24 protein-coding genes and 7 pseudogenes are annotated in these 26,938 nt (G+C 69.0%); 20 read left to right on the top strand and 11 right to left on the bottom strand.

Going from position 1 to position 26,938, the window contains the following annotated elements; translation table 11 throughout:
- The first annotated feature begins 56 nt into the window (after nucleotides 1–56).
- Nucleotides 57–1,538, top strand: coding sequence for an aromatic amino acid ammonia-lyase (locus IEZ31_RS42910; protein WP_190255883.1), 1,482 nt, complete (start codon nucleotides 57–59; stop codon nucleotides 1,536–1,538).
- A gap of 44 nt (nucleotides 1,539–1,582) precedes the next feature.
- Here the strand turns inward: IEZ31_RS42910 and IEZ31_RS42905 are convergent, their stop codons facing one another.
- Nucleotides 1,583–2,425, bottom strand: coding sequence for a MurR/RpiR family transcriptional regulator (locus IEZ31_RS42905; protein ID WP_190255901.1), 843 nt, complete (start codon nucleotides 2,423–2,425; stop codon nucleotides 1,583–1,585).
- 128 nt (nucleotides 2,426–2,553) lie between these two features.
- Here IEZ31_RS42905 and IEZ31_RS60045 point away from each other — a divergent pair.
- Both IEZ31_RS60045 and IEZ31_RS60040 read left to right on the top strand, forming a co-directional pair.
- Nucleotides 2,554–2,727 (top strand): annotated as a pseudogene (locus IEZ31_RS60045) (IS982 family transposase); the annotation flags it as partial.
- Between the two features lie 61 nt (nucleotides 2,728–2,788).
- Nucleotides 2,789–2,969: pseudogene (locus IEZ31_RS60040) on the top strand (IS982 family transposase); the annotation flags it as partial.
- Nucleotides 2,970–3,700: 731 nt separating this feature from the next.
- Here the strand turns inward: IEZ31_RS60040 and IEZ31_RS42895 are convergent.
- The 4 genes from IEZ31_RS42895 to IEZ31_RS42880 are packed head-to-tail and all read right to left on the bottom strand — an operon-like array spanning nucleotide 3,701 to nucleotide 7,236.
- Nucleotides 3,701–4,105, bottom strand: a complete 405-nt coding sequence (locus IEZ31_RS42895) for a universal stress protein (protein ID WP_190255882.1) — start codon at nucleotides 4,103–4,105, stop codon at nucleotides 3,701–3,703.
- A 10-nt stretch (nucleotides 4,106–4,115) separates the two neighbouring features.
- Entirely contained in the window at nucleotides 4,116–5,666 is a 1,551-nt protein-coding gene (locus tag IEZ31_RS42890) for a tripartite tricarboxylate transporter permease (RefSeq protein WP_190255881.1), read from the bottom strand.
- On the bottom strand, nucleotides 5,663–6,229 hold the full coding sequence (locus IEZ31_RS42885) for a tripartite tricarboxylate transporter TctB family protein (protein ID WP_190255880.1): 567 nt from the start codon (nucleotides 6,227–6,229) through the stop codon (nucleotides 5,663–5,665). The genes IEZ31_RS42890 and IEZ31_RS42885 overlap by 4 nt, the downstream gene beginning before the upstream one ends.
- Entirely contained in the window at nucleotides 6,226–7,236 is a 1,011-nt protein-coding gene (locus tag IEZ31_RS42880) for a Bug family tripartite tricarboxylate transporter substrate binding protein (RefSeq protein ID WP_190255879.1), read from the bottom strand. The genes IEZ31_RS42885 and IEZ31_RS42880 overlap by 4 nt, the downstream gene beginning before the upstream one ends.
- Before the next feature lie 193 nt (nucleotides 7,237–7,429).
- Here IEZ31_RS42880 and IEZ31_RS42875 point away from each other — a divergent pair, with 193 nt between their 5' ends.
- From IEZ31_RS42875 to IEZ31_RS42860, 4 genes and pseudogenes are all read left to right on the top strand, one after another.
- Entirely contained in the window at nucleotides 7,430–8,200 is a 771-nt protein-coding gene (locus IEZ31_RS42875) for an IclR family transcriptional regulator (RefSeq protein WP_190255878.1), read from the top strand.
- Nucleotides 8,197–9,405 carry a CaiB/BaiF CoA transferase family protein gene (locus IEZ31_RS42870; protein WP_268241739.1) on the top strand — a complete coding sequence of 403 codons (1,209 nt, stop codon included), beginning with the start codon at nucleotides 8,197–8,199 and terminating at the stop codon, nucleotides 9,403–9,405. Before IEZ31_RS42875 ends, IEZ31_RS42870 begins: the two co-directional genes overlap by 4 nt.
- On the top strand, nucleotides 9,402–10,271 hold the full coding sequence (locus IEZ31_RS42865) for a citryl-CoA lyase (protein ID WP_190255877.1): 870 nt from the start codon (nucleotides 9,402–9,404) through the stop codon (nucleotides 10,269–10,271). The genes IEZ31_RS42870 and IEZ31_RS42865 overlap by 4 nt, the downstream gene beginning before the upstream one ends.
- Nucleotides 10,272–10,299: 28 nt before the next feature.
- Nucleotides 10,300–10,612: pseudogene (locus IEZ31_RS42860) on the top strand (DDE-type integrase/transposase/recombinase); the annotation flags it as partial.
- Nucleotides 10,613–11,115: 503 nt separating this feature from the next.
- Here the strand turns inward: IEZ31_RS42860 and IEZ31_RS42855 are convergent.
- From IEZ31_RS42855 to IEZ31_RS59585, 3 genes and pseudogenes are all read right to left on the bottom strand, one after another.
- Nucleotides 11,116–11,574 carry a hypothetical protein gene (locus IEZ31_RS42855; RefSeq protein ID WP_190255876.1) on the bottom strand — a complete coding sequence of 153 codons (459 nt, stop codon included), beginning with the start codon at nucleotides 11,572–11,574 and terminating at the stop codon, nucleotides 11,116–11,118.
- Nucleotides 11,575–11,914: 340 nt separating this feature from the next.
- Nucleotides 11,915–12,106, bottom strand: a pseudogene (locus tag IEZ31_RS60385) (ImuA'/RecA-like NTPase); the annotation flags it as partial.
- A gap of 258 nt (nucleotides 12,107–12,364) precedes the next feature.
- Nucleotides 12,365–12,637, bottom strand: a pseudogene (locus IEZ31_RS59585) (TniQ family protein); the annotation flags it as partial.
- A 283-nt stretch (nucleotides 12,638–12,920) separates the two neighbouring features.
- Here IEZ31_RS59585 and IEZ31_RS42850 point away from each other — a divergent pair.
- The 12 genes and pseudogenes from IEZ31_RS42850 to IEZ31_RS42795 all read left to right on the top strand — a co-directional run bounded on the left by IEZ31_RS42850 (nucleotide 12,921) and on the right by IEZ31_RS42795 (nucleotide 24,785).
- Nucleotides 12,921–13,709, top strand: a complete 789-nt coding sequence (locus tag IEZ31_RS42850) for an Ig domain-containing protein (protein WP_190255875.1) — start codon at nucleotides 12,921–12,923, stop codon at nucleotides 13,707–13,709.
- Nucleotides 13,710–14,441: 732 nt separating this feature from the next.
- Nucleotides 14,442–15,344 (top strand): hypothetical protein, encoded by a 903-nt coding sequence (locus IEZ31_RS42845; protein WP_190255874.1) that lies wholly within the window; start codon nucleotides 14,442–14,444, stop codon nucleotides 15,342–15,344.
- Between the two features lie 757 nt (nucleotides 15,345–16,101).
- A complete protein-coding gene (gene urtA / locus IEZ31_RS42840) occupies nucleotides 16,102–17,397 on the top strand; it encodes an urea ABC transporter substrate-binding protein (RefSeq protein ID WP_190255873.1) in 1,296 nt (431 codons plus the stop codon).
- A 100-nt stretch (nucleotides 17,398–17,497) separates the two neighbouring features.
- The gene (gene urtB / locus IEZ31_RS42835; protein WP_190255872.1) at nucleotides 17,498–18,382 is read left to right on the top strand and encodes an urea ABC transporter permease subunit UrtB; all 885 of its coding nucleotides are present in this window, start codon (nucleotides 17,498–17,500) and stop codon (nucleotides 18,380–18,382) included.
- A complete protein-coding gene (gene urtC / locus IEZ31_RS42830) occupies nucleotides 18,379–19,473 on the top strand; it encodes an urea ABC transporter permease subunit UrtC (RefSeq protein ID WP_190255871.1) in 1,095 nt (364 codons plus the stop codon). The genes urtB and urtC overlap by 4 nt, the downstream gene beginning before the upstream one ends.
- Nucleotides 19,470–20,315 (top strand): urea ABC transporter ATP-binding protein UrtD, encoded by an 846-nt coding sequence (gene urtD, locus IEZ31_RS42825; protein WP_190255870.1) that lies wholly within the window; start codon nucleotides 19,470–19,472, stop codon nucleotides 20,313–20,315. Before urtC ends, urtD begins: the two co-directional genes overlap by 4 nt.
- Nucleotides 20,308–20,991 carry an ATP-binding cassette domain-containing protein gene (locus IEZ31_RS42820; protein ID WP_190255869.1) on the top strand — a complete coding sequence of 228 codons (684 nt, stop codon included), beginning with the start codon at nucleotides 20,308–20,310 and terminating at the stop codon, nucleotides 20,989–20,991. The genes urtD and IEZ31_RS42820 overlap by 8 nt, the downstream gene beginning before the upstream one ends.
- Nucleotides 20,992–21,080: 89 nt before the next feature.
- Entirely contained in the window at nucleotides 21,081–22,760 is a 1,680-nt protein-coding gene (locus IEZ31_RS42815; protein ID WP_190255868.1) for a purine-cytosine permease family protein, read from the top strand.
- Nucleotides 22,761–22,857: 97 nt separating this feature from the next.
- Nucleotides 22,858–22,950 (top strand): annotated as a pseudogene (locus IEZ31_RS42810) (IS200/IS605 family transposase); the annotation flags it as partial.
- A 43-nt stretch (nucleotides 22,951–22,993) separates the two neighbouring features.
- Nucleotides 22,994–23,596 (top strand): annotated as a pseudogene (locus tag IEZ31_RS42805) (RNA-guided endonuclease InsQ/TnpB family protein); the annotation flags it as partial.
- A complete protein-coding gene (locus IEZ31_RS42800) occupies nucleotides 23,593–24,213 on the top strand; it encodes a TetR/AcrR family transcriptional regulator (RefSeq protein ID WP_190255867.1) in 621 nt (206 codons plus the stop codon). The pseudogene IEZ31_RS42805 and the gene IEZ31_RS42800, both read left to right, overlap by 4 nt.
- Nucleotides 24,210–24,785, top strand: a complete 576-nt coding sequence (locus IEZ31_RS42795) for a TetR/AcrR family transcriptional regulator (RefSeq protein ID WP_229836630.1) — start codon at nucleotides 24,210–24,212, stop codon at nucleotides 24,783–24,785. The genes IEZ31_RS42800 and IEZ31_RS42795 overlap by 4 nt, the downstream gene beginning before the upstream one ends.
- Nucleotides 24,786–24,806: 21 nt before the next feature.
- Here IEZ31_RS42795 and IEZ31_RS59580 read toward each other — a convergent pair whose 3' ends face one another.
- Nucleotides 24,807–25,031 (bottom strand): P-loop NTPase family protein, encoded by a 225-nt coding sequence (locus IEZ31_RS59580; protein ID WP_373294775.1) that lies wholly within the window; start codon nucleotides 25,029–25,031, stop codon nucleotides 24,807–24,809.
- Nucleotides 25,032–25,054: 23 nt separating this feature from the next.
- Nucleotides 25,055–25,708 (bottom strand): DEAD/DEAH box helicase, encoded by a 654-nt coding sequence (locus tag IEZ31_RS59575; protein ID WP_373294774.1) that lies wholly within the window; start codon nucleotides 25,706–25,708, stop codon nucleotides 25,055–25,057.
- Between IEZ31_RS59575 and IEZ31_RS57295 the strand changes: the two genes are divergently transcribed.
- Nucleotides 25,635–25,865 carry a hypothetical protein gene (locus IEZ31_RS57295; RefSeq protein ID WP_229836627.1) on the top strand — a complete coding sequence of 77 codons (231 nt, stop codon included), beginning with the start codon at nucleotides 25,635–25,637 and terminating at the stop codon, nucleotides 25,863–25,865. The two genes, IEZ31_RS59575 and IEZ31_RS57295, sit on opposite strands and share 74 nt — an antisense overlap.
- A 21-nt stretch (nucleotides 25,866–25,886) precedes the next feature.
- Here the strand turns inward: IEZ31_RS57295 and IEZ31_RS57290 are convergent, their stop codons facing one another.
- Nucleotides 25,887–26,438 (bottom strand): hypothetical protein, encoded by a 552-nt coding sequence (locus tag IEZ31_RS57290; RefSeq protein WP_229836625.1) that lies wholly within the window; start codon nucleotides 26,436–26,438, stop codon nucleotides 25,887–25,889.
- Between the last annotated feature and the right edge of the window lie 500 nt (nucleotides 26,439–26,938).

Raw genomic sequence — 26,938 nt, 5'->3', positions numbered from 1 at the left:
CGGCCCCGTCGCCCATGCGGCCGGCCAACGGTGCGGGCACCCACCGAGGAGAAGCTATGTCGCAGCCAGACGTGCTGATCGACGGCGTCGGGCTCACCTGCGCCGAGGTCCGCAGCATTGCCCAGGACAAGGCCACGGTGCAGGTGGATGCCGCCGGTCTCCATCGCGCGGCTGCCGCCCACATGATGGTCAAGGAGCTGGCCGCCCGGGGGCAGGTCTACGGGCGCACCACCGGCGTCGGCGCCAACCGGCTGGTCCCTGTGACGGTGGATGAGCCGGCCGGCGACACGCACGGCATGCGGCTGCTCCGCAGCCACGCGGCAGGGGCTGGTCCCACGCTCGACCCGGTGATCGCTCGCGCGATGCTCGTCGTTCGGGTCAACCAGCTCGCGGCCGGTGGCTCCGGGGTCGGTCCCGAGGTACTCACCGCCCTGACGGAGGCGCTCAACCGCGGGTTGGCGCCCACCGCGTACACGTTCGGCGGCATCGGCACCGGTGACCTGACCGCGCTGGCCTGTACCGCGCTGTGCCTGCTGGGCGAGCTGCCATGGCGGGGCGGGCAGTTGCCGCCGTTGCAGTTCGACCCGGCCGACGCCCTCGGGTTCGTCAGCTCGAACGCGGCATTGATCGGGGAAGCAGCGCTGGCCTGCGCGAACCTCAGCGACCTGCTGGCCGCCGCCACCGTAGTCGGCGCGCTCGCTTTCCTCGGCACGGAGGGCAACCCGGAGGCGTACGACGAGTTCGTTCACCAGGCCCGCCCTCACCCCGGTCAGCAGGTGGTCGCGGCGCAACTCCGGCGGCTGCTCAACGGACAACGGACGTGGTTCGCCCGGATCCAAGACCCGTACAGCTACCGGGCCCTCCCGCAGGTGCACGGATCTGCCGTCGACGCGGCCCAGGTCCTCGACCGCACGCTCTCGGTCGAGCTCAACTCCGCTGGCGAGAACCCGCTGGTGGACGTGGCGGGTGCCCGGGTCCTGCACAACGCGAACTTCCACATGGCGCACCTGGGTCTGGCTCTGGACTCGCTGCGCATCGCGCTGTACCAGACCGCGGCGCTGTCGGTCGCCCGCACCACGACTCTGCTCGAGCCCGCGATCACCGGACTGACCCCATTCCTGGCCAGCGGTCCCGCCGGGTCATCCGGCCTGATGATTTTGGAGTACGTGGCCCAGTCGGCACTCGCCGACCTACGCCAATGCGCGCTGCCGGCCGCACTCGCCACCGCCGTCGTGTCCCGCGGACTGGAGGAGCACGCGCCGTTCTCAGCGCAGGCGGCCCGCAACACCACTCAGGCCGTGGCGGCCTACCGGGTGATCCTCGCGGTCGAGCTCGTCGCGGCGGTCCGCGCGTTGCGGATGCGCAGCGCGGTGCTCGCCCCCGGGCCGTTGCGCGACGCCTACGACCTCGCCGCCGGTGTGCTACCCGAGCAGACCGTGGACCGTCCGCTCGACATCGACGTCGCGGCCGCCGCCACCCTGCTCGCCACCGCCCAGGACACCGACGCAGGCCCATTCCTTGCGGATTTCCTGGGCTGATCTGAAGTGATCCGGACCGTTTTAGACCGATCCGACCGATCCGCTCAGCCCGGGGCGAAGAACCCGTGCCGCTCGGCCAGCTGCTCGTACGCGTCCAGCCGCCGCTGGGTGCGGTCGGGGTCGGCGTCGGCCATCGCCTGTAACAGGACCGTGGCCAGGACCATCGGCGCGGCGTACGAGTCGAAGACCAGGCGCGAGCCGACACCGGCTGAGAGCAGCACGTCGACGTCGCTGGCAAACGGCATCAGCACGTCGGTGATGACAGCGGTGCGCAACCCGAGCTCGCGGGCACACTTCAGCGCGGCGCGGAGCTCGGCGGCGTACCTCGGCATGGCGAAGGCGAGCACCCACGTGCCGCCGGCCTCGCGCGACTGCAGTAGATCGTCATTGACCGCACTACCGGAACCGGCCAGGCGGATGTCCGGGTGGATCCGCTTGGCGCCATAGGCGAAGTACGCGGCGAGCGGGCCGGAAATCCGGGTGCCGAGCACGGTAAGCGGCGTCGATGCGGACAGCTCGCGACCGAGCTTGAGCACCGGGCCGGGATCGGCGAGCATGTCGCGCAGCGCTGTCAGGTGACGGATCTCGCCATCCACGGCCGCCTGCAGGCCGTTGCGCCGGATGTCCTCCGGACTGTCCGGCGCGCTCAACGCGATCGGGCGCAGCGCCTCGCGCAGCGCGGGATAGCCGGAGAAGCCCAAGGTCACCGCAAACCGGGTGACCGATGGTTGGCTCACCTCGACGCGTTCAGCGACCTCGACGCTCGATAGGAACGCCGCCTCGGGCATATGGTCGAGCAGGTACTGTGCGATCCGCCGTTGAATCGGCGACAGCCGGTGGCCGTTGAACATGGCCAGCAGACGCTCGGTCGGAGAAGGCGCGCGCATGCCGTTACCGTCTGCCACGCCTGCCTCCTTTCGCGGTTCACCGCCCGCACGACGATATTCACAGAGTAGGCGTAAGCATAACTCAATACAGCGCCGAACCCGCGCAGCGCGGGCGCCGCACCCTGGGTACCCGGCTCGCGCATTGCATCGCCGTGCTCGCCGCCGATACCGATCTGTGGCAGCACCCGGTCCGCATCGCCGACTCGACACCGGTGCAGTGCGGCACCTCCCGCGAGACCGTTAACGCTCCCACTTGGCCGGCTGCGGCTACTGCGCCTCACACTCCCGTCGGTTCTAGACCAGGTTCGGCAGGAACTCGGCCAGGGTTTCGACCGTGCCCCACAGGCAGGCCAGCAGGACCGGCAGGCCGACGAACGCGACATCCTCACCGACCTCGTCTCGCTGCAGCCAGCCATGTTCCACCACCCCGATGGGCTGATCCTGGTCGGGAAAGGGGCTACCGCGACCGCATCGCAGAAGCCTGGCTCAACGAACGGCAATCGAGGTCGCGCGGCCCGCGTACCGCAACGAAGCACCACGCCCCTGACGGCCGCTCCTGCACGCTGTCCGCCAGACGATCGGGTCGGCCAACCAGGCCCCTCCTCACCGCACCACGGCCAGCACAACGAGCTCGGCGTTCCGACTGCCCGGCAGCCGGTACCGGACAGGCCGTTCGACGCCGGGCCGGCCTCACCATCGGCCAGCCGCCGCCGGTCGGTGGGTGGGCAGGACGGGGTGCTGGCTGGCTATCGCGGGAAGTTTTCTGTGCGGTCCTGTCTCGTCGCTGTGGTCGTGGTTGATGCGCGGGGAGGCCCTCGCTGGTTCCGGCACGCCGCGATAGGTGCCGATCGGCGGCTCCGGCCGGTCGTGCTGTTCATGCGTAGGAGCGGCGACCTGGTCCGCAGCGGTGCGGATACGGCGCTGTTGTGTGTCTACTCGTTCAAACACCGGGGACAGTGCGGGCGATTTCCGGCTCGGACAGAGCCTGCCGGCCACGGACGATCCGGGTCGGATCACCAGCTGCCTCAACGGGCTGTCCGCAGTCGATCCGGCGGTGGGCGCGGTTTCGGTGTTGTCACCGGTCCGTTTCTCCAGGCCGCTCGCCGAACCGGACGCGCGACGTTCATCGCATCCGGCTCTCCACGGACTCTGCCGGTTGGTGGGGCCCAGGCGGCATCATACGGGTTGGGAACACCCTGGACCCGCGGTTGAGCACCCCCTAACAGCCCTTGAGACCGGCTTGACCATCGTCATGGACGCGCGCCATGGTCGAAGCTATGCCTTGACGCTCAGTACCGGGCATGGCGCATCGAGCAGGATCTCCTGGGCGGTGCTGCCGAGCAGGAACTTGCCGACCCGGGTCCGGTGCCGGAGCCCGATGACGACCAGCACCGCATTCGCCTCCTCCACGACCCGCAAGATCTCCTCAGCCGGTTCCCCCCGGCCGACCTCCTGCACCACCCGGTACTGCAGGCCCGACTCGACGAGCAGGCCTTCGATACCCTCGAAGTGCTCGTGGTCGGCCAGGTTGTGGTCGACGTAGGCGTCGCCCCGGCTCACGTTCACGACAACCAGGGATGCGTTTCGTAGCCGGCCCTCTTGGATGGCGGCTCGAAGTGCTGCCTGGCCGGGTGGTGTGGGCGTATAGCCCACGACGATCGTTTTCTCGCCAGCCGGCATGGCCGTCCTCTCAGTCCTCGTCAGCGAAGGCCAGTTTGCCGGCGCCCACGGTCTTCCGGCCGCGCAGCCGGGCCACGATCCGCGGCGCGTAGGGAAGCACCAGCGCCACCAGGGCCAGCAGCAGGATGGCAACCGTGAGGGGCCGCCGCAGGAACACGGTCAGGTCACCGTTGCCGATACTGAGCGCCCGGCGGAACTGGTCCTCCAGCTCCGGCCCCAGAATGGCGCCCAGGATTGTGGGAGCGATCGGGAAGTCGAACTGCCGCATCAGAAAGCCGACGACACCGATGGCGTAGGCGATCAGGATGTCGGTGATCGCTCCGGACACGGAGTAGATCCCGAGCGTGGCGAACACGAGAATGCCGGCGTAGAGCAGCGGCCGCGGGATCTCCAGCACCTTCACCCAGAGCCGGATGAGCGGAAGGTTGAGCGCGAGCAGCATCACGTTCCCGACAAACAGTGATGCGATCAGAGCCCAGACCAGGTCCGACGACTTGTCGAACAGCTGCGGTCCCGGCTGCAATCTGAAGATCTTGAATGCGGCCAGCATCACCGCGGCTGTCGCGGAGGTCGGCAAGCCCAGCGTCAGTAGCGGCACCAGGACGCCGGAGAAGGAGGCGTTGTTGGCTGCCTCCGGTCCGGCGACGCCTTCGATGGCGCCTTTGCCGAACTCTTTGCGGCCGCGCGAGCGTTGCTTCTCGTAGGAGTACGACAGGAAGGTCGGCAGCTCCGCGCCGCCGGACGGCAGCACCCCGAAGGGGAAGCCGAAGGCGGTGCCCCGTAGCCACGGCGCCCAGGAGCGACGCCACTGGTCGCGGCTGAGCCACATGAACCCGCCGGACACAGGTTCGAGCGGTGCCACCGAGCCCGGGCGGGTGCGGCCCTTCACCAGGACGTACAGCGTCTCGCCGATCGCGAACAGACCGATGATGAGCAGCACGGAGTCGATCCCGTTGAACAGCATCGGGTTGTCGAAGGTGAAGCGCGGCTCGCCGGAGACCCCGTCGAGGCCGACGAAACCCAGCGAGATCCCGAGCAGCAGCGACGACAGTCCACGCACCAGCGAGCGGCCGACCAGCGAGGTCACCGTGACCAGCGCCAGGATCATGAGCGCGAAGTAGTCCGTGGCGCGGAACGAGACGGCGATGCCGGCCAGGGGCTTGGCGACGAGAGCCAGTAGGGCGGTCGAGATCAGTGCGGCGACGAAGGAGCCGATCGCGGCGGTCGCGAGCGCGGCCCGGGCCTGGCCGCGCTTGGCCATCTCGTGGCCCTCGATGGCGGTCGCGACGGATGCCGATTCCCCGGGCGTGTTGAGCAGGATCGACGTCGTTGACCCGCCGTACATGGCGCCGTAGTAGATGCCGGCGAACATGATGAAAGCGGGGATCGGGTTGTCGAAGTTGTAGGTGACCGGTAGCAGCAGGGCGATGGTCACCGCCGGGCCGATCCCGGGCAGCACCCCGACCAGCGTGCCGAGCGTCACCCCGATCACCGCGAACAGCAAGTTCTCCGGGGACAGTACCGTCCCGAACCCGCCGAGCAGGTCAGCGAAGGAGTTCACAGCCCCAGGACCCCCTCCGGGAGATGCACGCCGAGGGCGCGGGTGAAACTGAGGTACACCAGCAACGACAGTGCGACCGCGGCGACCAGGTCACGGGTCGGCTGGCGAGAGCCCATGGCCCGGGCCGCACCCGCGAAGAACAGACTGGTGGCGATCACGTAACCGAGCGAATCCAGCGCGTAGGCGTAGACCACGAGCAGTGCGACCAGAGCGGTCGCACCCAGCATGTGCGTGAACCGCTCGGCCGGCAGGCTGCCGGTCCGTTCGATGAATCGCCGGATCTGCTGCCCGAGGTACGTGAGTGCCAGCACCACCCACAGCGACGCGACAATGAAGGGCAGGAAACGGGGACCATCGGGTTCCAGTCCGTCTCCGCTGATCTTGAATGTCTGCGTGAGCATGAGCGCGCCGAAGGCCAGCATGGCCACTCCCATCAGGAGAGGACCGACCGGCGAGGTCGTGGCGTTGACGGGCTCCTCATCTTGCTCGGTGCCCTCCCCGGGCCGCGCGGCAGCGTCCGCGCGGCCCGGGGAATCGATGTTCGTCGAGTCTGGGTGGCTCACAGCCCGAGATCCTTGTACAGCTGTTCGACGCGCTGCGTCTCGTCCTTGATGTACTGCTGGGCAGCGTCACCCGTCTTGTAGAAGTCGGTCCAGCCGTTGGTCGCGAGCAGATCCTTCCACTCCTGGGTGTTGTGCAGGCTGTCGATGACACCGATGACCGCCTGCTTGTCCCGGTCGGAAAGCCCGGGTGCGGCGACGAGGGCACGCCAGTTGCTGAAGTTGACGTCGTAGCCGGCTTCCTTGAGGGTCGGCGCCGGCCGGCCCCCCACCTCCCGCGCATCGGCGGTGCTGATGGCCAGCAGCCGCATGCCTCCGGACTTGATCTGGCTCTCGAACTCACTGACGCCCGAGACCCCGACCGCCACGTCGCCGGACAGGATGCCTGCGGTGGCCTCGCCGCCGCCCGAATACGCGACGTACTTCAGCTTGCTCGTGTCGGCGCCGGCTGCTTTGAGGAGTTGCGCCGTGACGAGGTGGTCGGAACCACCGGCGGTGCCGCCGCCGAACGTGACCGACGTGGGGTCCTGCTTGTAGGCGGTGACGACGTCCTGGATGGTCTTGTACTTCGAGTTTGCCGGCACGACGAAGGCCTCGGCCTCGGCGGTGAGGGTGGCGATCGGCGTGGTGTCCTTCAACGAGACGGGCGCCTTCGCCCGCTGGAGCGCCCCGATCATGACCAGCCCGGTCATCATCAGCGCGTGCGGGTCGCCCTTGTCCTTCTGGAGTTGGGCCAGACCGGTGGCGCCGCCGCCACCCGTGACGTTGAAGACCTCGACCGGGTGGGCGACCAGGTTCTTCTTCTGGATGACCTGCTGCATGGCCCGCGCGGTGGAATCCCAACCGCCACCGGCGGCCGCCGGCACCATGAGCTTGACCGTTTCCGTCGGGTACGAACCCGATGCCGATTCGCCGGCATTCTGACCGCAGGCCGCGAGGGCCGTGCTCAACACCAAGCCTGCTGCGATCGTGACACAACGTCGAGTAGCCGAGCGGCGAAGCTCGCCCATGGGTGTTCCTCCCTGGAGGGGCGGTGCGGGGTGTATGAGTGCCGTCACGCTAACTCAGCCGAACCACTCTGTGAACCCCTTAGACCGAGAGATGGTTTTTGGCCCCCAGTGCAGCCGCATTTTGGCGGTATTGACGCAGCCGGACCATCTGACGGTATGGTCGAACCGTCACACAGTTGCTCCAGGAGGCGTAATGGCCCGGTCCGACGAGACGGAACCGCACGACGGCGGGGTGCGCAGCATCACCCGCGCCATCGACGTGCTGACGCTCTTCGACACCACACACCCCATCCGCACGCTCCGCGATCTGGTGGCCGCCACCGGCCTGCCGAAGACGACCGTGGTCCGTGTCTGCTCGACCCTTGAGGCCCGCGGCCTGCTGCTCCGAACGAGCGAGACGACCTACGCGCCGGGCCCCGTTTTCCTCAGGTGGGCGCATCTGGCGGCCTCGCTGTGGGACGTCTCCGACCACACCCGCGCGGTGATGCGTGAACTCGTCGACAAATGCGGTGAGACCGTCAACGTGTATGTGCGCCAGGGAATGGAGCGGGTCTCGATCGCCCAGGAGGAGGGCACCGCGACGGTGCGCAGCGTCGTGCCGCTCGGCGTACCGATGCCGCTTTTGTGCGGCGCGACGGCGCGCGTGCTGCTCGCCGGCGCCCCGAACGAGTTGCTGGAGCGACTCGCCGGTGCCGAAGGCCTCGACCTGGAACCTTTGATCCGCACCGTCGCATCGACACGCGAGACCGGATACGCCGTCAGCCACGGTGAACGCGAGCTCGGAGCCTCGGCGGTGGCCGCCCCGATCATGGCCCACGACGGCCGGATGCTCGCCGCCTTGTCGGTCAGCGGCCCCACCTCGCGATTCACCGCCGACCGCATCGCGATGTACGTCGACACCGTGGTGACCGCCGCGCGCAGGATCAGCGATCAAGGGCTGGGCAGTGTGGAGGCATTTCTGTGACCGGTGCACCCCTGCTCTCCGGGGTCCGCGTGCTGGACCTGACCAACGTGCTCGCCGGCCCCTTCGCGGGCTACCAGCTCGCCCTGCTGGGCGCGGACGTCATCAAGATCGAGGTGCCGGACACCGGTGACCTGGCCCGCCAACTGGGCGCCGACGCCGAATTGTCCCGGCAGGGGCTCGGCATCTCGTTCCTGGCTCAGAATGCCGGAAAGCGCTCGGTCACCGTAAACCTCAAGAGCCAGAGCGGCCGGGAGGTCCTCGAGCGGATGCTGGCACAGTCCGACGTCCTGGTCGAGAACTTCCGGCCCGGAGTGCTGGAACGGCTCGGCTTCGGCTGGGAGCGGCTGCGCGAGTTGAATCCCGGTCTTGTCTACTGCGCGGTGTCCGGATTCGGCGCGACCGGCCCGGACAGCCGGCGACCGGCCTACGACCAGATCATCCAGGGGCTGTCCGGCATCATGAGTGTCACCGGAACGCCGGAGACCGCCCCCCTTCGGGTCGGCTACCCGGTGTGCGACTCGATCGGCGGTCTCGCCGCCGCGTTCGCGGTGGTGTCTGCGCTCGTTCGCAAGCAACGGACCGGTCAGGGCTCGTTCCTCGACGTGAGCATGCTCGACGCCGCGATCAGCACCATGGGATGGGTGGTCTCCAACCACCTGATCGGCAGCCATGAGCCCTTACCGATGGGCAACGAGAATCCCACCTCAGCCCCGTCCGGGACGTTCACAACCGCCGACGGCATGCTCAACATCGCCGCCAACCGCCAAGAACAGTTCGAGGAGCTCTGCTCCGTCCTCGGCCGTGAGGAACTGCTCGACGACCCGCGGTTCCGCACGCGAGAGCACCGAAAGCGCCACCGGGACGCCCTCCGCCAGCAGCTCGAGGTCAGCCTGCGCGAGCGGACCGCCCGGGAGTGGGACGAAATGCTAGCCACAACCGGAGTGCCGGCGGCGCGCGTGATGTCGGTCCCCGAGGCGCTGGCCTCCCGCCAGGTCACGCATCGCCGACTGGTCGCTGAGGTCGCCTCCCCCGCGGCTGAGGGCGGGAATCTCAAGCTCGTCGGTCTGCCCACCCACGTCGACGGGTCCCCGGTGCGGATTCCCGGCCGGCCGCCACGGCTCGGCGAGCACACCGACGCCGTACTTGCCGAGTTCGGGTTCACCGCCGCCGACGTCACCAGGCTGCGAGAGGAGAAGGCGCTATGACGAACGCACGTAAGGCGGCGCACGCCCGGGTCAGCATCGCGGACACCACCGCTTGGTGGTCGACCGCCGTCACCGACATCGAGCCCGGCGTGATCCGGCTCCGCGGCTATCCCATCGAGCAGCTGATCGGCTCGGTGTCCTTCCCCGCCACGGCCTACCTGATGCTCCGGGGCGAGCTACCGTCCGCGCCGCAGGCCGAACTCCTGGAAATGGCCCTGGTGGCCGCCGTGGACCACGGTCCACAGGCCCCCTCGATCGCGGCCGCGCGGATGGCCGCCACCTGCGGGGTGGGGCTCAACACAGCGGTGGCCACCGGCGTGAACCTGCTCGGCGACGTGCACGGCGGAGCGGGCCAGCAATGCCTGGAGATACTCGACGTGCTGGTCGCCCGGTCCGACGTGCCTCTCGCGGAGGCGGTCACCGATCTGCTCGCCGATTTCCGGGCCCGCAATGCCCACGTGCCCGGATTTGGACACCGCTTTCATCCACACGACCCACGCCGCGGTCCGCTGCTCACCGCGGTGGCCGAGCACGTGACCGCGGGACATCTGGCGGGCAGGCACCTGCGTGCCGCCCAGGAGATCGAACGCCAGCTCAACGAGCACCGATCGCGTCCTGTGCCGATGAACATCGATGGTGCCACCGCGGTGATCTACGGGGAGCTCGGCTTCGAGCCCGAGCTGGCCCGTGGGCTGTTCGTGCTCTCCCGCGCAGTGGGAATCCTCGCTCACGCCTGGGAGGAGCGCAGCTCAGGGCGGCGGATCAAGGGTCCGCTACCGCCGCCGTTGCTTGCCGACTACGACGGTACGCCACCGCGTGACGTTGCGGGTACCGATAGTGGCGTCTGCCCTGGTCACGGCGCATGAACCCGATCGGGCTTTGCGGCTGTCCGCCGTCGACCACGTCACGATCTTCCGGTGGGCGCAACGATTCACGCCGCTGCTGACTGCGGCCCGGTTCTGCCGGCATGCGCCCGGCGACAGATGGTTCGTCGACGAAACCTACATCAAGGTCAACGGTGTCTGGCGGTACGTGCATCGCGCCGTCGACCAAGACGGCCAGGTCATCGACGTGCTCGTCTCCGCCAATCATCGCCGGACACGCCTTCAAGCAGAACCTCCGACGCGGACACTACGAACTCGGGCTCGACGCACCGTCCGGGTTCCGAGTCGCCACAGCGTTCACCGAGCTCGCCACCGCCATCTGAGCCAGCCATGGGAACCGGGCTCACTGCGTCACCCGATCAGATAACGCAACGGCGCCAGGTAGCCCCAGCACAAGCAAACGCCTCACAACTGGCGGTTGGTGCGGCCGTTGCGGTCCGGCGGCACCCTCCCCGGCGTCCTCATGTCATCGGAGGTCCCTTTCGTCGAGTGGTGTGACACCAGGGATTCGAGACCCGGCATGTAACGGATTGGTCGACCTCCAGCCGGAGCCCGGCGGTCGGGGAGCCCGGACCTCGAAGCACGCCTTCGCCCCGGCTGGAGGCCCGGGGGGCGAAGGCGGGCGGCTCGGGCCGGCAACTGTCCGCGCCCGGGCGGGAATCCGCTACTCGTCGATGGGCTGAACGGTCCATCGGACCGCGATTTCGGCGGTCCAGAGCCGCGCTCTGACCCGCGACGGTGCTCAGCCGCGCTCCGTCGCGGGCCGGAGACGGGTAGGGCCCCGCGTCGCGCGCGAGGCCCACCTCCCGTCAGGTATCAGCGCCGGCTACGCGCTGATGGTGCACGGCGTGCCGCGGGTGACGCAGTTGAGCGGCCAGCTGAGACCGATGATGGCGATGCTGCCGTTGACGGAGGTGCCCGGGCCGTACACGCCCGGGTACGCGTTTTCGAGGACGAAGTGCTGACCCGTCCGGGTGACCCGGATGCTGAACGCGAACAGCCCCTGGACATACTCGCCCGGGGGCAGATCGAACTCCATCCGCCAGCCGTTCTCCGAAGCGCCTGTGTCATTTGTGATCGCAAATTGCAGAATGTACGACGCCGGCCCGAGTGGTTGTCGGCCCAGGGTCGCCGTGTCGGCGGACGCCGCGCCGGGTGCCACCAGCGTCACTCCCCCGACGAGCCCAGCCATCAGCGTGACCAGCGTGACAAGTCGCAGTCGCCACCGCTTTGCGTTGTTCTGCAACGTCTTCCTCCTGTGGAATGGGTACGGCAGGACGTCCATGGGCGTCGATGTTATAGGAGATCCGGGTGGCCGTTCGGCCGATTTCTTTTCGACCTGCGGTGGCTTGCAGGCTGCTCAGGAGGTGTCGTCGATCGATCCGTCGAAATTTCGATAATCCATCGATGTAGGTCATAGTCGAGCACCGTCGGCCGGATGCGGTCATTGCCTGCAGGCTGCGCATGCCGCCGACTGCGGCGCTCGGCGTACAACCCAGACAGCCGCGGTAGCCACACTGTCGCGCGTCGCGGACGGGCGGCGGCACCGCGGCCCGATGCCACGATCGACACCTCGCGGCACTGCACACCTGCGACGCGACCACCGCCACGACGTCGACACCGTCAAGCAGCGCCGCGACGACGGTGCTCCACTCGCTACCTGGATCTGGGACGAGCGCCAGCCGACCAAGGTCGATGCCTGCTCCCGCGGCAGCGGCCGGGTTGATCGTGGGCAGCCCAACCAGTGCGCACCACGGGCCGGCCTTCGACGCCGCGCCGAGCAACAGCAAAAGCAGCGACGTGTCCGCGGGGCCCAACCCCGCGACCGCTACAGCGCCGCCACGTGCCAGCCCATGCGGCAGCGACCGCAGCTCGGCAGCGACCGGCAATGCAGTGTCCAGACCAGGTCCGGGACGCTGATGGCCGCATCGCGCAACGCCGAGACGTTCCAGCGCCGCCAGCCGTACAGCTGAGCGTCCTGCGTCGCCCAACGCGGCGGTCGCGACAACCGCCGACATCGTTTCCAGGCGGGTGGGGTCTCGGCGGCGACCGAGGAAGGTTAGCTGCAGCGGGGCCCGGCGGCTGGTCAGTGCGGACAGGCAGAGCGCGGCGACCTCGTCGGCGTCCAGGCCGGCCAGGGCTGTGAAGCGGTGGGCGGTGGCCGGGTCGAGGTGGGTGACTGGGCCGAGCCGGACGACGGTCGCCCGGGGTCCGTGCAGGCCGGCCAGTTCGAGCAGCCGGCGGGGACTGCGCTCAACGCGGTGAGCGAGGCGGAGCAGGTAGCCGGGCAGGACCTCGCCAGGCAGCGGGTCGAGGCTGCGCGGCAGCTGCCTGGGCGGGCTCGTCATGACGCGTCGGTGGTCACCGCGGCTGGGCCGTGGTCGTCGAAGACGGTGCTGCGCGGCTTGCGGCGCCGCTTGCTCGGGCGGGCATCCGCCGGGGCGGGGACGTCGGGGATCTCACCGGCGGCGGGGTCGCGGCGCGGGTCGTTGCCGAGCTGGATGCCGATGCCGTCGACGAGGCCGCCCGGTCGTCCTCGACGTGCACACCGACATCGAGGGCGTCGCCCCCCTTCCCGTCAGCTGTACGAGGCCATTGCCGCTCCCGACTCGTCCGTGCGAACATGCATCGATGAGTGTGATGCTCTTGCGTCGCAACAGGTCCCGCCTGTTGCTGACCGTGGCCGCAGCGGCCATGTCCATCGCGTCCCTCGGCCTCGGCACGCCGGCCGCCGCCGCGACCCCCGACGGCCACTACTGCTGGTACGTCCTGCCGGACAGCGTGCCGTGGAAAGCGGCCAACAACATCGTCAACTACACCGCGACGGTCGCGTGCGACGGCGCGGTGCGGCGCGTCGACCTCACGGTGGAGCTGCTGTACCACGGGACGAGCGGCGGCGCCGGCACGACCGTGAACGGCCGGACGACGCTGTGGACCGACGGCACCTCGATCCCCGTGGTCGCGCTCGGCGTCACCACCCCGAACACGCTCTGCGACTCGGGCTTCTACTCGGGTCGAGCGACCGCCACCGTCCAGTACCGCTCGGGCGAACCGGAGTACATCACCAGATCGATCGCGTCGCAGCAGGTATCGCTGACCTGCTCGTTTCCGGAAATTCCGCCCACCGGCCCGAATCCCAGCACGGTGACGGTCACCAACCCGGGCACCCAGAGCTCGCTCAAGGGGGACAACGGGGGGCTGCAGATGCAGGCCACCGGCGGCAGTTACTCGTACACCTGGGCGGCGGTCAACCTACCGCCCGGGCTGACCATCGACCCCGGGACCGGCCGGATCAGCGGCACGCTCACCCAAATCGGCTCCTACAACGTCACGGTCACCGCCAACGACGGATTCGGCAGCCTGGGCAGCACCACCTTCACCTGGAGCGTCCGCAAGGACTCTCCCTGCACGCGCTGCTGATCAACGCCGGCGGCGCCCGTCCGGACCGGACGGGCGCCGCCTGGCCGCGCTACCGCTGGCCGTGGGCCTCGAGCTCCCGTTGGTGGATGCGTCGACGGTCATCGACGCGGCCCGTCGGGCGGCGGTGCGGCCATCGGTGCAGCAGGCGTTAGTCGACGCGGTTCTCGCCAATAGGGCGGTGCTGTGCGGGGATGGTGCGGCCGCAGCGATGTGGGCGGTCCCACGGTTCGTGGATGCGCTGATCGAGGCCGATGTTGCAGGTGTCGCACGGCCGGCCTGTCCCCGCTGTGGGCGGGTGGTGCCGCTGAAGAAATGGCATGAAGGGGCACGGATCTGCCCGCGCTGTGACCGGCAGGTCCGCGCTGTGTCATGCGTGCGGTGCGGTGTGGTCCGGGCGGTGAGCGCCCGTGACGTTGGCGGCGGGCCGGTCGGCGGGTCGTGCCGTAGCCGGGAACCGGGCCGAGGCGAGCCGTGCGTGCGGTGTGGCCGCACCCGTCGGGGTGAATGTGCGCACGGCCGACGGGCCGAAGTGTTCGTCCTGCGCACCGATCGCCGTCGGCGTCTGTGCGCTGTGTGGGCAAACCGCGCCGTGCAAGCGGTCGAGGCTAACTGGATGGCTACGCTGCCGAGCGTGCACAGGCCGGCCACGCCGATGCTGCGAGGTACTGCCCGGTACACAGCGGCACACCAGACGATCCACGGTGCGCGTCGTGCACGGTAGCCGGTTCCGGGTTGCCGGCGCGGCGATGGCACCGCTGCCCGGGGTGCGGACAGCGCGGCGCCGCCGCGGGCGCGCTGCGCCGGGCCTGTCGCCTCAACACGCTCGCCCGGCAGTTACTCACCACCGGTCGCGGCGTCCGGCCGGAACTGCTGCCGCTGCTTGCCTGGTGGCGTACAGCTGATCGGCCGCAGAGCATCCGCAGCTGGCTCCTGCGCCGTCCGGCCGGCCGGACGCTGCTGCAGGCCCTCGCCAACGGGTCAGTGCCCATCACCCACGCCGGCCTCGACGACGTCGCTGACACCAAAGTCGTCCGGTACGTCTGCGGCGTGCTGGTTGCCTCCGGCGTGCTGCCCGACCGCGACGAGCATCTGCACCGCCTCGAACAATGGGTCTGCCACACTGTCGCCGCGGTCAGTGACCCGGACGACCGCCTCGTCGTACACCGATACGTCCACTGGCACCTGCTGCACCGCTTGCGGGCTCGAACCACCCCGCAACGACCAGTGACCGTCGAACGGGCCAGGCGGCTGCACAGCCATGCCACTACAGCAGTTGCCGTCCTGCGCGCCGTCCGCGCCGAGGGAAGCTCACTGGCGACGCTGTCCGAAGCCGATGTCAGCCGGTGGCTGACCGGACGGCAGGTCGCCGGTCCGGTCTGGCTGGGCGCCTTCCTGCGCTGGGCGTACCGGCAACGACTATGCACGGTGACGTTGCGGGCGCAGCAGTGGACTGGCCCTCAGAGCCGGATCGATCACGCATACCGGTGGGACCTGACCCGCCGTCTCCTGCACGACAACACGCTGCCATTGCCGGACCGCGTCGCCGGACTACTCGTCGTGCTGTACGCACAGACCGCCAGCTCGACAACGGCAAGGTCATCGGGTTCCGAACCAGCCGCGGGGGTGGCCAACTAACCCTTGCAATCGTGGCCAACTAACCGCTGCAGACGCCCCGTCGCACCAGGTCGCCTTTGGCCAACGTGGCCAACTAACGGCTGCGGTCACAACAGCCTTGTGACTGCCAGACTTAGTTGGGAGCGGCGTCCGGGTCTGAGGGTCGAGGGTACTGCTTCGCTTCGGCATCCCAGACGAGTGCGTTGTGGTCCGGGTAGCGGATGACGTCGGTGGGTGGCCACCGCGGGTGATGGTGCGGCGCATGGCGAAGCGGGCGTGCGGGGCGAGGCGACGCTGTGGCTCGACGCGGCCGAAGTACTGGACGTTGCGGCCGGCGGCGCGGCGAAGGTTCCGCCGGAACCGATCGAGCAGGACGGAAGTGCATCGCGTCCTGGGCCGCCCGCCGATCGCGCAACACCGTCTCGGCGGGATGCAACGCATCGCCCCTCCCAGATGTCAGAAGTGTGCCATCATTCCACCCCCCATCTCGGGCGCGACAGAACTCTGACATCGCCCTTCTGCGATTTTCCGTGCGTTTTCGAGGCCAGCGCAGCTCTGCCGGGCGGCGGTTACATAGTTGGAACGATCGAGAAATGTCAGAGTAATGACACGAGGCCAATCTGCTCTCACCTGCAGCAGCCGGCTGCACCTCGTTTGGCGATACCGGGCTGGGCGCTTGGGACGCCGGCGGCTCGGCCCGGGACATGAACATCCGCACCATCCGCTGTGCCGCGACCCCGGCGTCACGCCTCCTTGACCAGGAACGGAGTTCCCGCATATGTCCACCACCAGCAAGCGGCTGCGCACGCTTGTCGCCACGGGCGCCTTCGCGACGGCCGTCGCCCTCGTGCTCGCCGGCTGCGGCGCCCGCGCCGGCGACGAAACGTCCGGCAGCAAGTCGGCCGGACCCAGTTGCGTCGATACCTCCGGCAACACCATCAAGCTCGGCTTCCTCAACTCCCTCACCGGCGGCATGGCGATCTCCGAGAAGACCGTCTCCAACGTGCTGCACATGGCCGCCGACGAGATCAACGCCGGCGGCGGCATCCTCGGAAAGAAGATCCAGTACATCCAGGAAGACGGCGCCACCGATTGGCCCACCTTCGCGGAGAAGACCGAGAAGCTGCTCACCCAGGACTGCGTAGGCGCGATCTTCGGCGGCTGGACCTCGTCCTCCCGCAAGGCCGTCAAGCCGGTCGTCGAGAAGAACAACGGCCTCTTCTTCTACCCGGTGCAGTACGAGGGCCTTGAGGCGTCGCCGAACATCTACTACACCGGTGCGACCACCAACCAGCAGATCATCCCGGCGATGGACTTCCTCGCCTCCAAGGGGGTGAAGAGGCTGTTCCTCGCCGGCAGCGACTACGTCTTCCCGCGCACCGCGAACGCGATCATCAAGCTCTACGCGGCCAAGCTTGGCATCGAGATCGTCGGTGAGGAGTACGTACCCCTCGACAAGGACGACTGGACCACCCAGGTGGCGAAAATCAAGGCGGCCAAGCCCGACTTCATCTTCAACACCATCAACGGCTCGTCGAACGTCGGCTTCATCAAGGCCTACTACGACGCCGGGCTCACCGCGGCGACGACGCCGATCATCTCGGTGTCGATCGCCGAGGAGGAGGCGCCGGCCATGGGCCACGAGGTCACCGGCCACTACGCGTCCTGGAACTACTTCCAGTCGCTCAAGACCGACACCAACCCGAAGTTCATCGACAGCTGGAAGGCCTACCCCAAGAGCAGCGGCGTCACCTCCGACCCGATGGAGGCCGCCTACATCTCGCTGTACCTGTACAAGGCCCTCGTCGAGGCGGCCGGCTCGTTCGACGTCGACGCGGTGAACGCCGCAGCGAAGAAGAACGCCATCACGTTCGCCGCGCCGGAGGGCACCGTCACGCTCGACGGCGAGAACCACCACATCTCAAAGCCGGGTCACATCGGCCGGATCAACGCCAGCAACCAGTTCGACATCGTCTGGTCCTCCGACAAGTTCATCAAGCCCGACCCGTTCCTGACCGGCTACGACTGGTTCCCGGCGAACGTCCGCGACCAGCTCGTGAAAGCCGCGGGCTGATCGCCCCACCCCCTGCACGGACGCGGGGTTGCGTGTCGCTGCGGCAGGCAACCCCGCGTACCCGGAACCGAATCCCCCTCCGCACAGAGAGCGAGAGCACGTGGACGCATTGATCCCACCGCTGCTGAACGGCAGCGCACAGGGTGCGCTGCTCCTGCTCGCCGCGCTCGGCCTCTCGCTCACGTTCGGTCAGATGGGCGTGATCAACATGGCCCACGGCGAGTTCCTCATGATCGGCGCCTTCACCGCCTACCTCGTCCAGCAGGTCATCGACTCCAGCGATCTGTCGATCCCGGTCGCGCTGCCGGTCGCGTTCGTCGTCGCCGGACTGTTCGGCCTCCTGCTGGAGGTCAGCATCATCCAATGGATGTATCGCAGGCCCCTCGACACCCTGCTCGTCACGGTCGGTGTCAGCCTGATCCTGCAACAGGCGGCGCTGCAGATCTTCCCGTCCCAGGGCGTCCCGGTGAAGAAGCCAGGCTGGCTCGACGGGCAGTTGACCATCCTTGGCTACGACTGGCCGCTGCGGCAGGTGTTCACCATCCTGCTCGCGACCGTCTGCGTCGCCGCGCTGGCGGCCTGGCTCAAGTACACCTCGTTCGGCCGCCGCATCCGGGCGACCGTGCAGAACCGGGACCTCGCCGAGACCGCGGGGATCTCCACCCGCACCGTCGACCGCCTGACCTTCTTCGTCGGGTCGGGGCTGGCCGGGGTCGCCGGAGTGGCCGCGTCGCTCATCGGCGGTACGAACTCCCAGATGGGCGCGCAGTACATCATCCCGGCCTTTCTCGTCGTCGCCGCCGGCGGCATCGGCCAGCTCAAGGGCACCATCGTCGCCGCGTGGGCGGTGGGCGTCGTCCTCTCGTGCTTCGCCTACTGGACGACCGGCAGCCTCGCGCAGGTGTTTGCCTTCATCCTCGTGATCGTCTTCCTGCAGGTGCGCCCGCAGGGCCTGTTCACGGTGCGAACCAGGAGTCTGGTATGACCAAACTGAAGCCACAGCTTTCCCTCGTCGGCATCGGGGTGTTCGCCGTCCTGCTCCTCGCGGTCGCTCCCCTCGTGCTCACCGATCACTGGCTCGGCAACCTCGGCAAGTACTGCTGCTGGGCGATGGCCGCCGTCGGCATCGGCCTGGCGTGGGGCCGAGGCGGGATGCTCGTGATGGGGCAGGGGGTGTTCTTCGCCCTCGGTGCCTACGCGATGGCCATGCACCTCACGCTGGAGACCGCCGGTGACGGGGTCCCGGGGTTCATGGTGCTCTACGACCCGCTCGCGCCGCTCCCGGCGTTCTGGGAGCCGTTCCGCAGCGCTGCGTTCACCCTGCTGGCGATCGTGCTGCTCCCGGTGATCGCGGCCGGCATCCTCGGCTACGCGCTGTTCAAGCGCCGCGTGAAGGGCGCCTACTTCGCGATCCTGACGCAGGCGCTCGCCGTCGCGCTCGCCACCCTGATCAGCTCCACAATCCGCGAGACCGGCGGCGACACCGGGCTCAGCGACTTCAAGTACTTCTTCGGTTTCGTGCTGAAGGACCCGGCGAACAGGAACATGGTGTACCTCATCACGGCCGCGCTGCTCGTCGTGTGCCTGCTCGTGGTGTGGCAGCTCTACCGCAGCCGCTTCGGTGAGCTCCTCGTCGCCACCCGGGACGCCGAGGAGCGCGTGCGCTTCCTCGGCTACGACCCGGCCAACATCAAGCTCGTCGCCTTCGTCGTCGCAGCGCTGATGGCAAGCATCGGCGGAGCGATGTTCGTGCCCATCGTCGGCATCATCACGCCGGCCGAGATCGGTGCTGCCGCCTCGATCCTCATGATCGCGGGCGTTGCCTTCGGCGGCCGCGCCTCGCTCTTCGGCCCCGCGCTCGGCGCGATGGCGGTCGGCTGGGGGCAGTCGAGCCTCGGCTCCACCTGGCCCGACGGCTGGACCTACATCATCGGCCTGCTGTTCATCGTCGTCATCCTCTTCCTGCCGAAAGGACTGTCGTCGGTGCTGGCCAGGTTTACCGCAGCGCGACGGGGCCCGGGCGAACAGCCCGCGGCGACGACCGCCACCCTGCAGCTCGAGGAGGCGAGGTCGTGACCGACGCCTCGCTCGTCGTCACGGACCTCCACGTCGAGTTCTCGGGCTTCGTCGCGGTCGGCGGCGTCTCCTTCGACGCGCACCCTGGCGAGGTCCGGTTCCTCATCGGCCCGAACGGCGCCGGCAAGACGACCTGCATCGACGCCATCACGGGGCTCTCTGCGGCCACCGGGTCGGCGAGGCTCGGCGAGCAGGAGCTGCTCGGCAGGCCGGTACACAAGATCGTCCGACTCGGGGTCGGCCGCACGTTCCAGACCGCCAGCGTCTTCAACGAGCTCTCGGTGCTGCAGAATCTCGACATCGCCGCCGGACGCCACCGCCACTGGGCCTCGCTGCTACGGACCCGGCGTGGCGTCGACCCGTCGATCGTGCAGGCGCTGGAGGAGACAGGACTCGCTGGCGAGCTCGCCACGCCGGCCGGCATCCTGTCGCACGGCCAGAAGCAGTGGCTGGAGATCGCGATGCTGCTCGTGCAGGACGCCAGGGTGCTGCTGCTCGACGAACCAGTCGCCGGCATGAGCCAGGACGAGCGGACCGCGACCGGCGAGCTCCTGCAGCGCGTCGCGGCGAAGCGCATTGTGCTGGTGGTCGAGCACGACATGGACTTCATGCGCCGCTTTGCCACGCGCGTGACGGTGCTGCACCAGGGCAAGGTGCTCTCGCACGGCACGGTGGCCGAGGTGCAGGCCGACCCCAAGGTGCAGGAGGTCTACCTCGGCACTGCGGGCGCCGCGACCACGGCCGCGATGTCGGTCGTGCCCGAAGCGGCAGCCGTCGGGCTCGCAGGCTCGCCGGAAGTGGCAGCCGGGACGCAGCAGCAGGAGGAGGACCGACATGCTTGAACTCACCGACATCGAGGCCGGCTACGGACGCACGCGGGTGCTGCACGGGGTGACGGTGCCGGCCGGGAAGGTCGTGGCCGTGCTCGGCCACAACGGCGCCGGCAAGACGACGCTGCTGCGTGTCGCGATCGGGCTCATCAAGCCGACGAAGGGCCGCGTATTCTTCGACGGCGAAGACATCGCGTCGCTCGCCCCCAACAAGCGCGTCGCTCGCGGCATGGCGTACGTGCCGCAGGGTCAGCAGGCGTTCGGGCAGCTCACCACGCTCGAGAATCTGCAGCTCGTCGCCGACGGACGCCGGGGCGGCAAGGCCCTCATCGACGCGCAGCTGGCTCGCTTCCCCGCGTTGGAGCAGTTCGCAGCCCGGAAGGCAGGCCTGCTCTCGGGCGGGCAGCGCCAGCAGCTCGCGATCGCCCGCGCCCTCATCACCGAGCCGAAGCTACTCATCCTTGACGAGCCGACCGAGGGCATCCAGCCCACGATCGTCGCCGAGATCGAGCGCACCATCGTGCAACTGGCCGGCGAGGGCATCAACGTGCTGCTCGTCGAGCAGCACATCGGCTTCGCCCTCGAGGCCGCTGAGCGTTACGTCGTGCTCGCCTCGGGCTTCGTCACCCAGACCGACGAGGGGGGCTCGGCAGCCATCTCCACCGTGCGAGCCGCCATGGCGATCTGAGCCGACATTACCGGTTTCCGGGCCTGCAACGCTTTCGAAACAACGAACCCGGAAGATGCCCCACGCCCGGCGCGTGAGGGGATGCCACTGTGAGCAGGACAGGCAACGCGCGCGCGGCCGCGGAGGACAGCCTCGAGGACTATGCCTTCCGATATGTGCCGCGCACCTTCCGGCGCTGGAGCGCGGCCTCCGTCGGCGCGACAGCCCTCGGGTCCATCGCGTTCCTCGCCGATTTCTCGATCGGCGCGACCATCGGCATCGACCACGGTACCGCCAACGCCATGCTCGGCATCCTGTTCGCGTCGGTCATCATCGTCATCGTGGGCGTACCCGTCGCCTACTACGCCGCCCGCTACAACCTCGACCTCGACCTCATCGCCCGTGGCTCGGGGTTCGGCTACTACGGCTCGATCATCACAACCGTGGTCTTCGCGGGCTTCACCTGCATCTTCTTTGCCTTGGAGGGCGCCATCATGGCGCAAGGGCTGCAGGTGGCGACGGGGACGCCGCTGTGGCTCGGCTATCTCATCTCGACCGTGGTCGTGATCCCGATCGTCATCTACGGCATGCGTGCGCTGGAGCGCCTGCATTTCTGGACCACGCCCCTGTGGCTCGCCCTCGCCCTGCTGCCGCTGCTGTGGATCATCGTCTCCGACCCCGAGTCAGTGCGCGCCTTCACGTCGTTCAACGGCAAATCCGACGGCTCGATCAGTTTCGGCGCCGTTGTCTCAAGCGCGGCCGTGTGCTTCGCCCTCACCCCGCAGCTGGCGGAGCAGATCGACTACATCCGCGCCATGCCGCCGCGCACGCCGTCGAACGCCCGCTCGTGGTGGACGTCGTTCGCATTGTCCGGCCCGGGCTGGGTCATCTTCAGCAGCACCAAGCAGATGATCGGGGTGTTTCTCGCTGTCTACGTCCTCGTGAAGGTCGATCCCACCCTCGGGCACTCCGCGACCGAACCGGTCAAGCAGTTCGTCGGCATGTACCAGACCCTGTTCCCCGACTGGCTCGCAATCGCCCTCGCCCTCGTGCTCATCGTGGTCGCGCAGGTGAAGATCAACGTGACGAACGCGTATTCGGGCTCGCTCGCCTGGTCGAACGTCTTCACCCGGGTCGCAAAGCACTACCCGGGTCGCACGATCTTCGTGCTGCTCAACCTTGTGATCGCGTACGCGCTCATGATGCTGGACGTCTTCACCCTCATCTCCTTCGTCCTGAGCCTGTACGCGAACGTCGTCATGGCGTGGCTCGTGACGATCGCCACCGATATCGCGATCAACAAGTGGGTGCTGCGCATCTCGCCGCGCTTCCCGGAATTCCGCCGTGGCATGCTGCACGACTGGAACCCGGTGGGGCTCGTGTCGGTGGGGCTCGCCTCGGTGCTTTCGCTGCTCGCGTTCGCCGGGCTGCTCGGCACCGCCGTCAAGCCGTTCTCGGTGCTCATCGCGATCGGCGTCGCGTTCATCGCCACGCCGATCATGGCCCTCGCCACGCGGGGGCGCTACTACCTCCGCCGCCGCTCCGACGGCATCGACTCTCCCCTATTCGACGAGCACGGCAACCCCTCGGGCGAGCGGCTCCGCTGCCATGTCACCGGATATATGTTCGAGCGACCGGATATGCTGGCCTCGGCCCAGCGAGGGGCGCACGGCCAGGTGCAGTACGTCTCGTCGCTGGCGCTCACGCTCGACGATTCCGATCGCTACGTGCTTCCGCCGGAAGTCACCGGCCCCCCGCACTGGGCGACTGATCGAGGCAGGGGAACGTGATCAAAATGCGTAGCGCGCGGGCCCCCGGATTCATCCGTGGGGTTAGCGCATCGTCCCCCGGCGGACAGCAGAGAGCGCGCAGCCATGTGCTGTCCTTGTGGCTGTCACTCTGCGGTCGAACAGCAACATCGTGTTCCAGTGCGCCTTCCACGTCGTGTGGTGCCCGAAGTACCGGCGGAGGGTGCTCGGCGACATCTGACGGCGAGACGTACAACCGGGAGTTCGTCACGGCAGGCGAGGCGAAGCGACTCGAGCGGCTTCAGCAGTCCCTGTCCCGGTCGCTGCGCACCCACGGCCGCAGCCGGCGGTCGACGCGACGTGACGCCACCCGCGCCAAGCTGGGGCGGCTCAACGCCCGCATCCGGGCACGCCGGACCGACTTCGCCGCACAGACCGCCGTGCAACTCGTCCGCAACCACGAACAGGTGGCGGTCGAGGACCTGCACACCCGCACCATGACGGCCTCGGCGAAGGGTACCGTTGCGGCCCCGGGCCGCAACGTGCGCCAGAAGGCGGGCCTGAACCGGGCCATCCTCGGCAAGGGCTGGGGCCGGTTCCTGCTCAGGCTGGAACACTCGGCGCGTTACCACGGCGCGACCGTTGTCAAGGTCAACCCCGCGTACACGTCTCAGCGGTGCTCCCGCTGCAACCTGGTCGACGCCGATTCCCGCAAGAGCCAAGCGGAGTTTGCGTGCACCGGCTGCGGCCACAGGGACAACGCCGACGTCAACGCGGCGAAGAACGTGCTGGCCGCAGGGCTTGCGGTCACAGGGCGTGGAGACCTCGCCGATAGGCGGTCTGCGAAGCGCCAACCACCCGAACGGCGAGCGGCGTGAACGCGTCTCAGCCACGGGAGTCCCCCGGCCTCAGCCGTGGGGAGGAAGTCAAGGAGGAGCCGGTCGACACCGCGACCGCGATTCTGGCGAGCGCGGCGGTTCTGCTGCGTGAGCACACGTTCGACGACATCTCCTATCGCGCCCTCGCCGACGAGGTCGGCATCTCGGAGCGCACGGTTTACCGCCAGTACCCCACGCGTGCGCACCTGCTCGCCGCACTGTCGAACTGGATTGAGCAGACCCATTTCCCCCTGCCGCCGTTCGTGACGGTGGCCGATTTCCGCGCTGCCGTGCACGAGCGCTTCCGCGCCTTCGACGCGTCGCCGGCGTACGCATTCGTCGGCGCACGGGCGTCTACGATCTCGCTGACGCTCGACGCCGAGCCCGCCTACATCACGCGTGCGATCGAGGCGATGCTCGACGTGTCGGCTTCGACGCTCAACCGGCGGGATCGGCGGCGGGTCGCGGCATCCCTGCTGTACTTCTCGTCGGCGATGTTCTGGGCGCGGCTGCGCACGGGCTTCGACCTGGATGCCGGCGAGATCTGCGACGCGTTCGATCGCGCCGTGGGCACAGTGCTCGCGAGGCTGCCCGACGCGACGTGGGCGGAGCCGTGAGCAGGTCGATGGCCGTCCCGGCGCTGAGCGGCACGCAAGCGGCGATCCTCGCCGCCTACGCCGAGCTGATCGAGGAAGTCGGCAGCGACGACGTGTCATACCGGCTCGTCGCCCGCCGGGCCGGCATCGCCGAGCGCACGGTGTTCCGCAACTACCCTACGCGGGTCGATCTGCTGCTGGCGACCGCAGCGTGGATCGAGGCGACGGTGTTCGTCCGCGAGGAGTCGCACTCGATCTTCGACATCCCCCTCGCGATCCGCGACGCGATGCAGCGGTACGACGCGCGGCCGGAGCTCGCGCACGTCGTCGCCGAGACGGCAATGCGCGGCGTGAGCGGCGCGGCGCCGGCGCTCGGCCGGGCGCACCTCGAGCGGCTGCTGGACGCCGAGGTGCCATCCCTCGACGCGGCGCAGCGCAGAGCGGTCATCGTGGCGCTGTCCCACCTCGACTCCGCAGCGACCTGGGTGACGTTTCGCCGCGAGTTCGGCATGGACCGGCGTGACATCGCCGACGCAGCCGCATGGGCAGCGGAGGCGGTGCTCGACAGCATCCGCGACCGCGTCGTCCCGTAAGCGCCGGGCGGGCCGGTTGAACTAGAGGAGACCGTCGAAGGAGATCGGCGCGGCAAGGAACAACGTGTCGAGCGCCGGCGCGTCGAAGCCTTCGCCGATGAACGGTGTCGTGCCGATGACCAGGACGCCGTCGCCGGCCTTCGCCTCGGCGAGGCGGCGCACCGCAGCCCTCCGGTCGGCGGCCGACATGCCGCCCTGCAGCACTAGCGCCTGCTGGCCGTGCTCGGCCAGCAACGCGGTCAGCACATCGAGGTGGGCGACGCGGCGGGTCAGCACGAGACAGTTGCGGCCCCGGCCGAGGGCAGCGGTGAGGTCGCCGACGATCTGGGCGTTGCGTGCCGGGTCGGCGGCGAAGGCCCGGTGCGCCGCGGCAAGGACCGCGGCCGCGGACGGCTCCTGGTCGTCGTGGCGGAATGCGGTCTCGTGCACGTGGAGCACGCGCCGCGGTCCGCTGACGTCGGCCAGCGCTTCTTCGAGCGTTCCGGGCCGGCCGGGCGTGATGGTGTGCCGGACGGGTCCGAGCTGCCACGTGACGAGCTCGCCCAGCTTGTCGCGCCGATCCGGGGTGGCGGTGAGCCCGAGCCAGAAAACTGCGCGCCGATTCGCTTGACGGAGTGGTCGTACGCGGCCGCCGCCAGGTGGTGACATTCGTCGACGACGACGTGACCGTAGCCGCCGGTCAGCTCCGCGACGTCGGCCCGGCGGGCCAGAGACGGCAGCATGACGACGTCGACGACCCCGCTGAGCTTGGTCCGGCCACCGCCCAGTCGCCCGGGGCGCACGCCGAGGAGCCGCCCGATCTGGGCCCGCCACTGCTCGGCGAGGGCCTTGCGGTCGACGAGCACGAGCGTGGACGTGGCGCGTTCGGCGATCACCGCACAGGCCATCACCGTCTTGCCCGAGCCCGGCGGCGCGACCAGCACACCGTCGTCGTGCGCGAGCAGGGCGCTCACGGCCGAGGTCCTGCTCGCCGAGCTCGCTCTCAGCATCCTCCGCTCGCAGACCGGCCAGAGCATGGACGAACTCGTCCGCGAGCTCAACCTGCTCGTCGAGCAGGCCCTCGGCACACCACCGCCGTAGGCCAAGAAGTCCCGGCCAGCGTCAGCCGCGCGCGGCCGCCTCGTGCGGCGCGGGGATACCGCCGGCCAGGCCGGGCTCGAAACCGTCCAGGACCATCCACACGTCCGGCACGCTCGCCAGGGCCGCGGCCACGATCTCGTCGGTGTCGCGCAGCCAGGCCAGGTGCCGCAGCGCGTGGGCGACCACCGCATCAGCGGCGACGTGCGGTGGGCTCGGCGCCCTCGGATCACCCGAGTGGGCGAGTTCGCGCGACACCAGCGGTACCGCATCCGCATCCGGCACACCGTCCAGCACCGCGACGTAGGTCAACACGACGCGGCCCGCGTCGAAGCGCCACGACGTGGAGTGCAGAATCGTGAGCGGAGGCGGCGCCCAGTCTGGCTGAGGACCATCGCGCTGGACGCCGCCCTGCCCGGCCGGCACAGCCACCGGCCGAGCGCTCACCGGCGAGCCGACCAGCCCGGTCGCGACCAGGTCCGGATGAGCATCACGCGGCAGATCCCCGCCGACGCGCCGGTAGTACACCGCCGCGTCGCGAGCCGCCACGATCAGCACCTCAACCCGGACCGGCACCGGCCCTCGATCGCCTCGCCCCACCAGTGCAACTCTGCTGTATTTGCCAGGAAGTTGCAACAGCGGCTCCTCCGAGGCCGCACGGAGCGCTGAGCGCCCGCCGGCCCCGCCACAGACGTAGTGGCGCGGCATACCGCGACGAGCATCGAGCAGGCGAGGTAGATGAACGCGGCGGCGGAGACTGCGATCCACAGGATGCCGGCGATCACGGAGTCGGCGAAGTCGCCCAGTGCCTGGAACGATAGCGAGCATCCCGAACGCGGAACCGCCGCGAACGGGGCGACGCCGGCAGCCGGAAACCGACGAGATCCGGGAGTTGCTCTCCCACCACACCCACGTGGTGAGCTGCTCCATCCGGACAACCACCGCGGGCCGCGCTGCGGCTCGTCGAGTCCTGGACGGCGGCCGGTCGATGGTTCGCCCACCTCGCCCGCTGAGCCCGCTCACCACGCTGAGCAAGCTCAGCAAGCTGATCACGCTGTCGCAGCGCTTCACCTCCC

It is taken from the genome of Dactylosporangium sucinum, assembly GCF_014647515.1.
Lineage (GTDB): Bacteria > Actinomycetota > Actinomycetes > Mycobacteriales > Micromonosporaceae > Dactylosporangium > Dactylosporangium sucinum.
The sequence above is the reverse complement of the archived record's forward strand: the minus strand, read 5'-3'. Positions and strand labels throughout refer to the sequence as shown.

Coding starts and splice junctions, on each gene's coding strand:
- urtA (WP_190255873.1), top strand. CDS start 16,102: ATGTCCACCACCAGCAAGCGGCTGCGCACGCTTGTCGCCACGGGCGCC.
- IEZ31_RS42880 (WP_190255879.1), bottom strand. CDS start 7,236: ATGGGCGAGCTTCGCCGCTCGGCTACTCGACGTTGTGTCACGATCGCA.
- IEZ31_RS42865 (WP_190255877.1), top strand. CDS start 9,402: ATGACGAACGCACGTAAGGCGGCGCACGCCCGGGTCAGCATCGCGGAC.
- IEZ31_RS42875 (WP_190255878.1), top strand. CDS start 7,430: ATGGCCCGGTCCGACGAGACGGAACCGCACGACGGCGGGGTGCGCAGC.
- IEZ31_RS42855 (WP_190255876.1), bottom strand. CDS start 11,574: ATGGACGTCCTGCCGTACCCATTCCACAGGAGGAAGACGTTGCAGAAC.
- IEZ31_RS42850 (WP_190255875.1), top strand. CDS start 12,921: ATGAGTGTGATGCTCTTGCGTCGCAACAGGTCCCGCCTGTTGCTGACC.
- IEZ31_RS42820 (WP_190255869.1), top strand. CDS start 20,308: ATGCTTGAACTCACCGACATCGAGGCCGGCTACGGACGCACGCGGGTG.
- urtC (WP_190255871.1), top strand. CDS start 18,379: ATGACCAAACTGAAGCCACAGCTTTCCCTCGTCGGCATCGGGGTGTTC.
- IEZ31_RS42895 (WP_190255882.1), bottom strand. CDS start 4,105: ATGCCGGCTGGCGAGAAAACGATCGTCGTGGGCTATACGCCCACACCA.
- IEZ31_RS42910 (WP_190255883.1), top strand. CDS start 57: ATGTCGCAGCCAGACGTGCTGATCGACGGCGTCGGGCTCACCTGCGCC.
- IEZ31_RS42905 (WP_190255901.1), bottom strand. CDS start 2,425: ATGCGCGCGCCTTCTCCGACCGAGCGTCTGCTGGCCATGTTCAACGGC.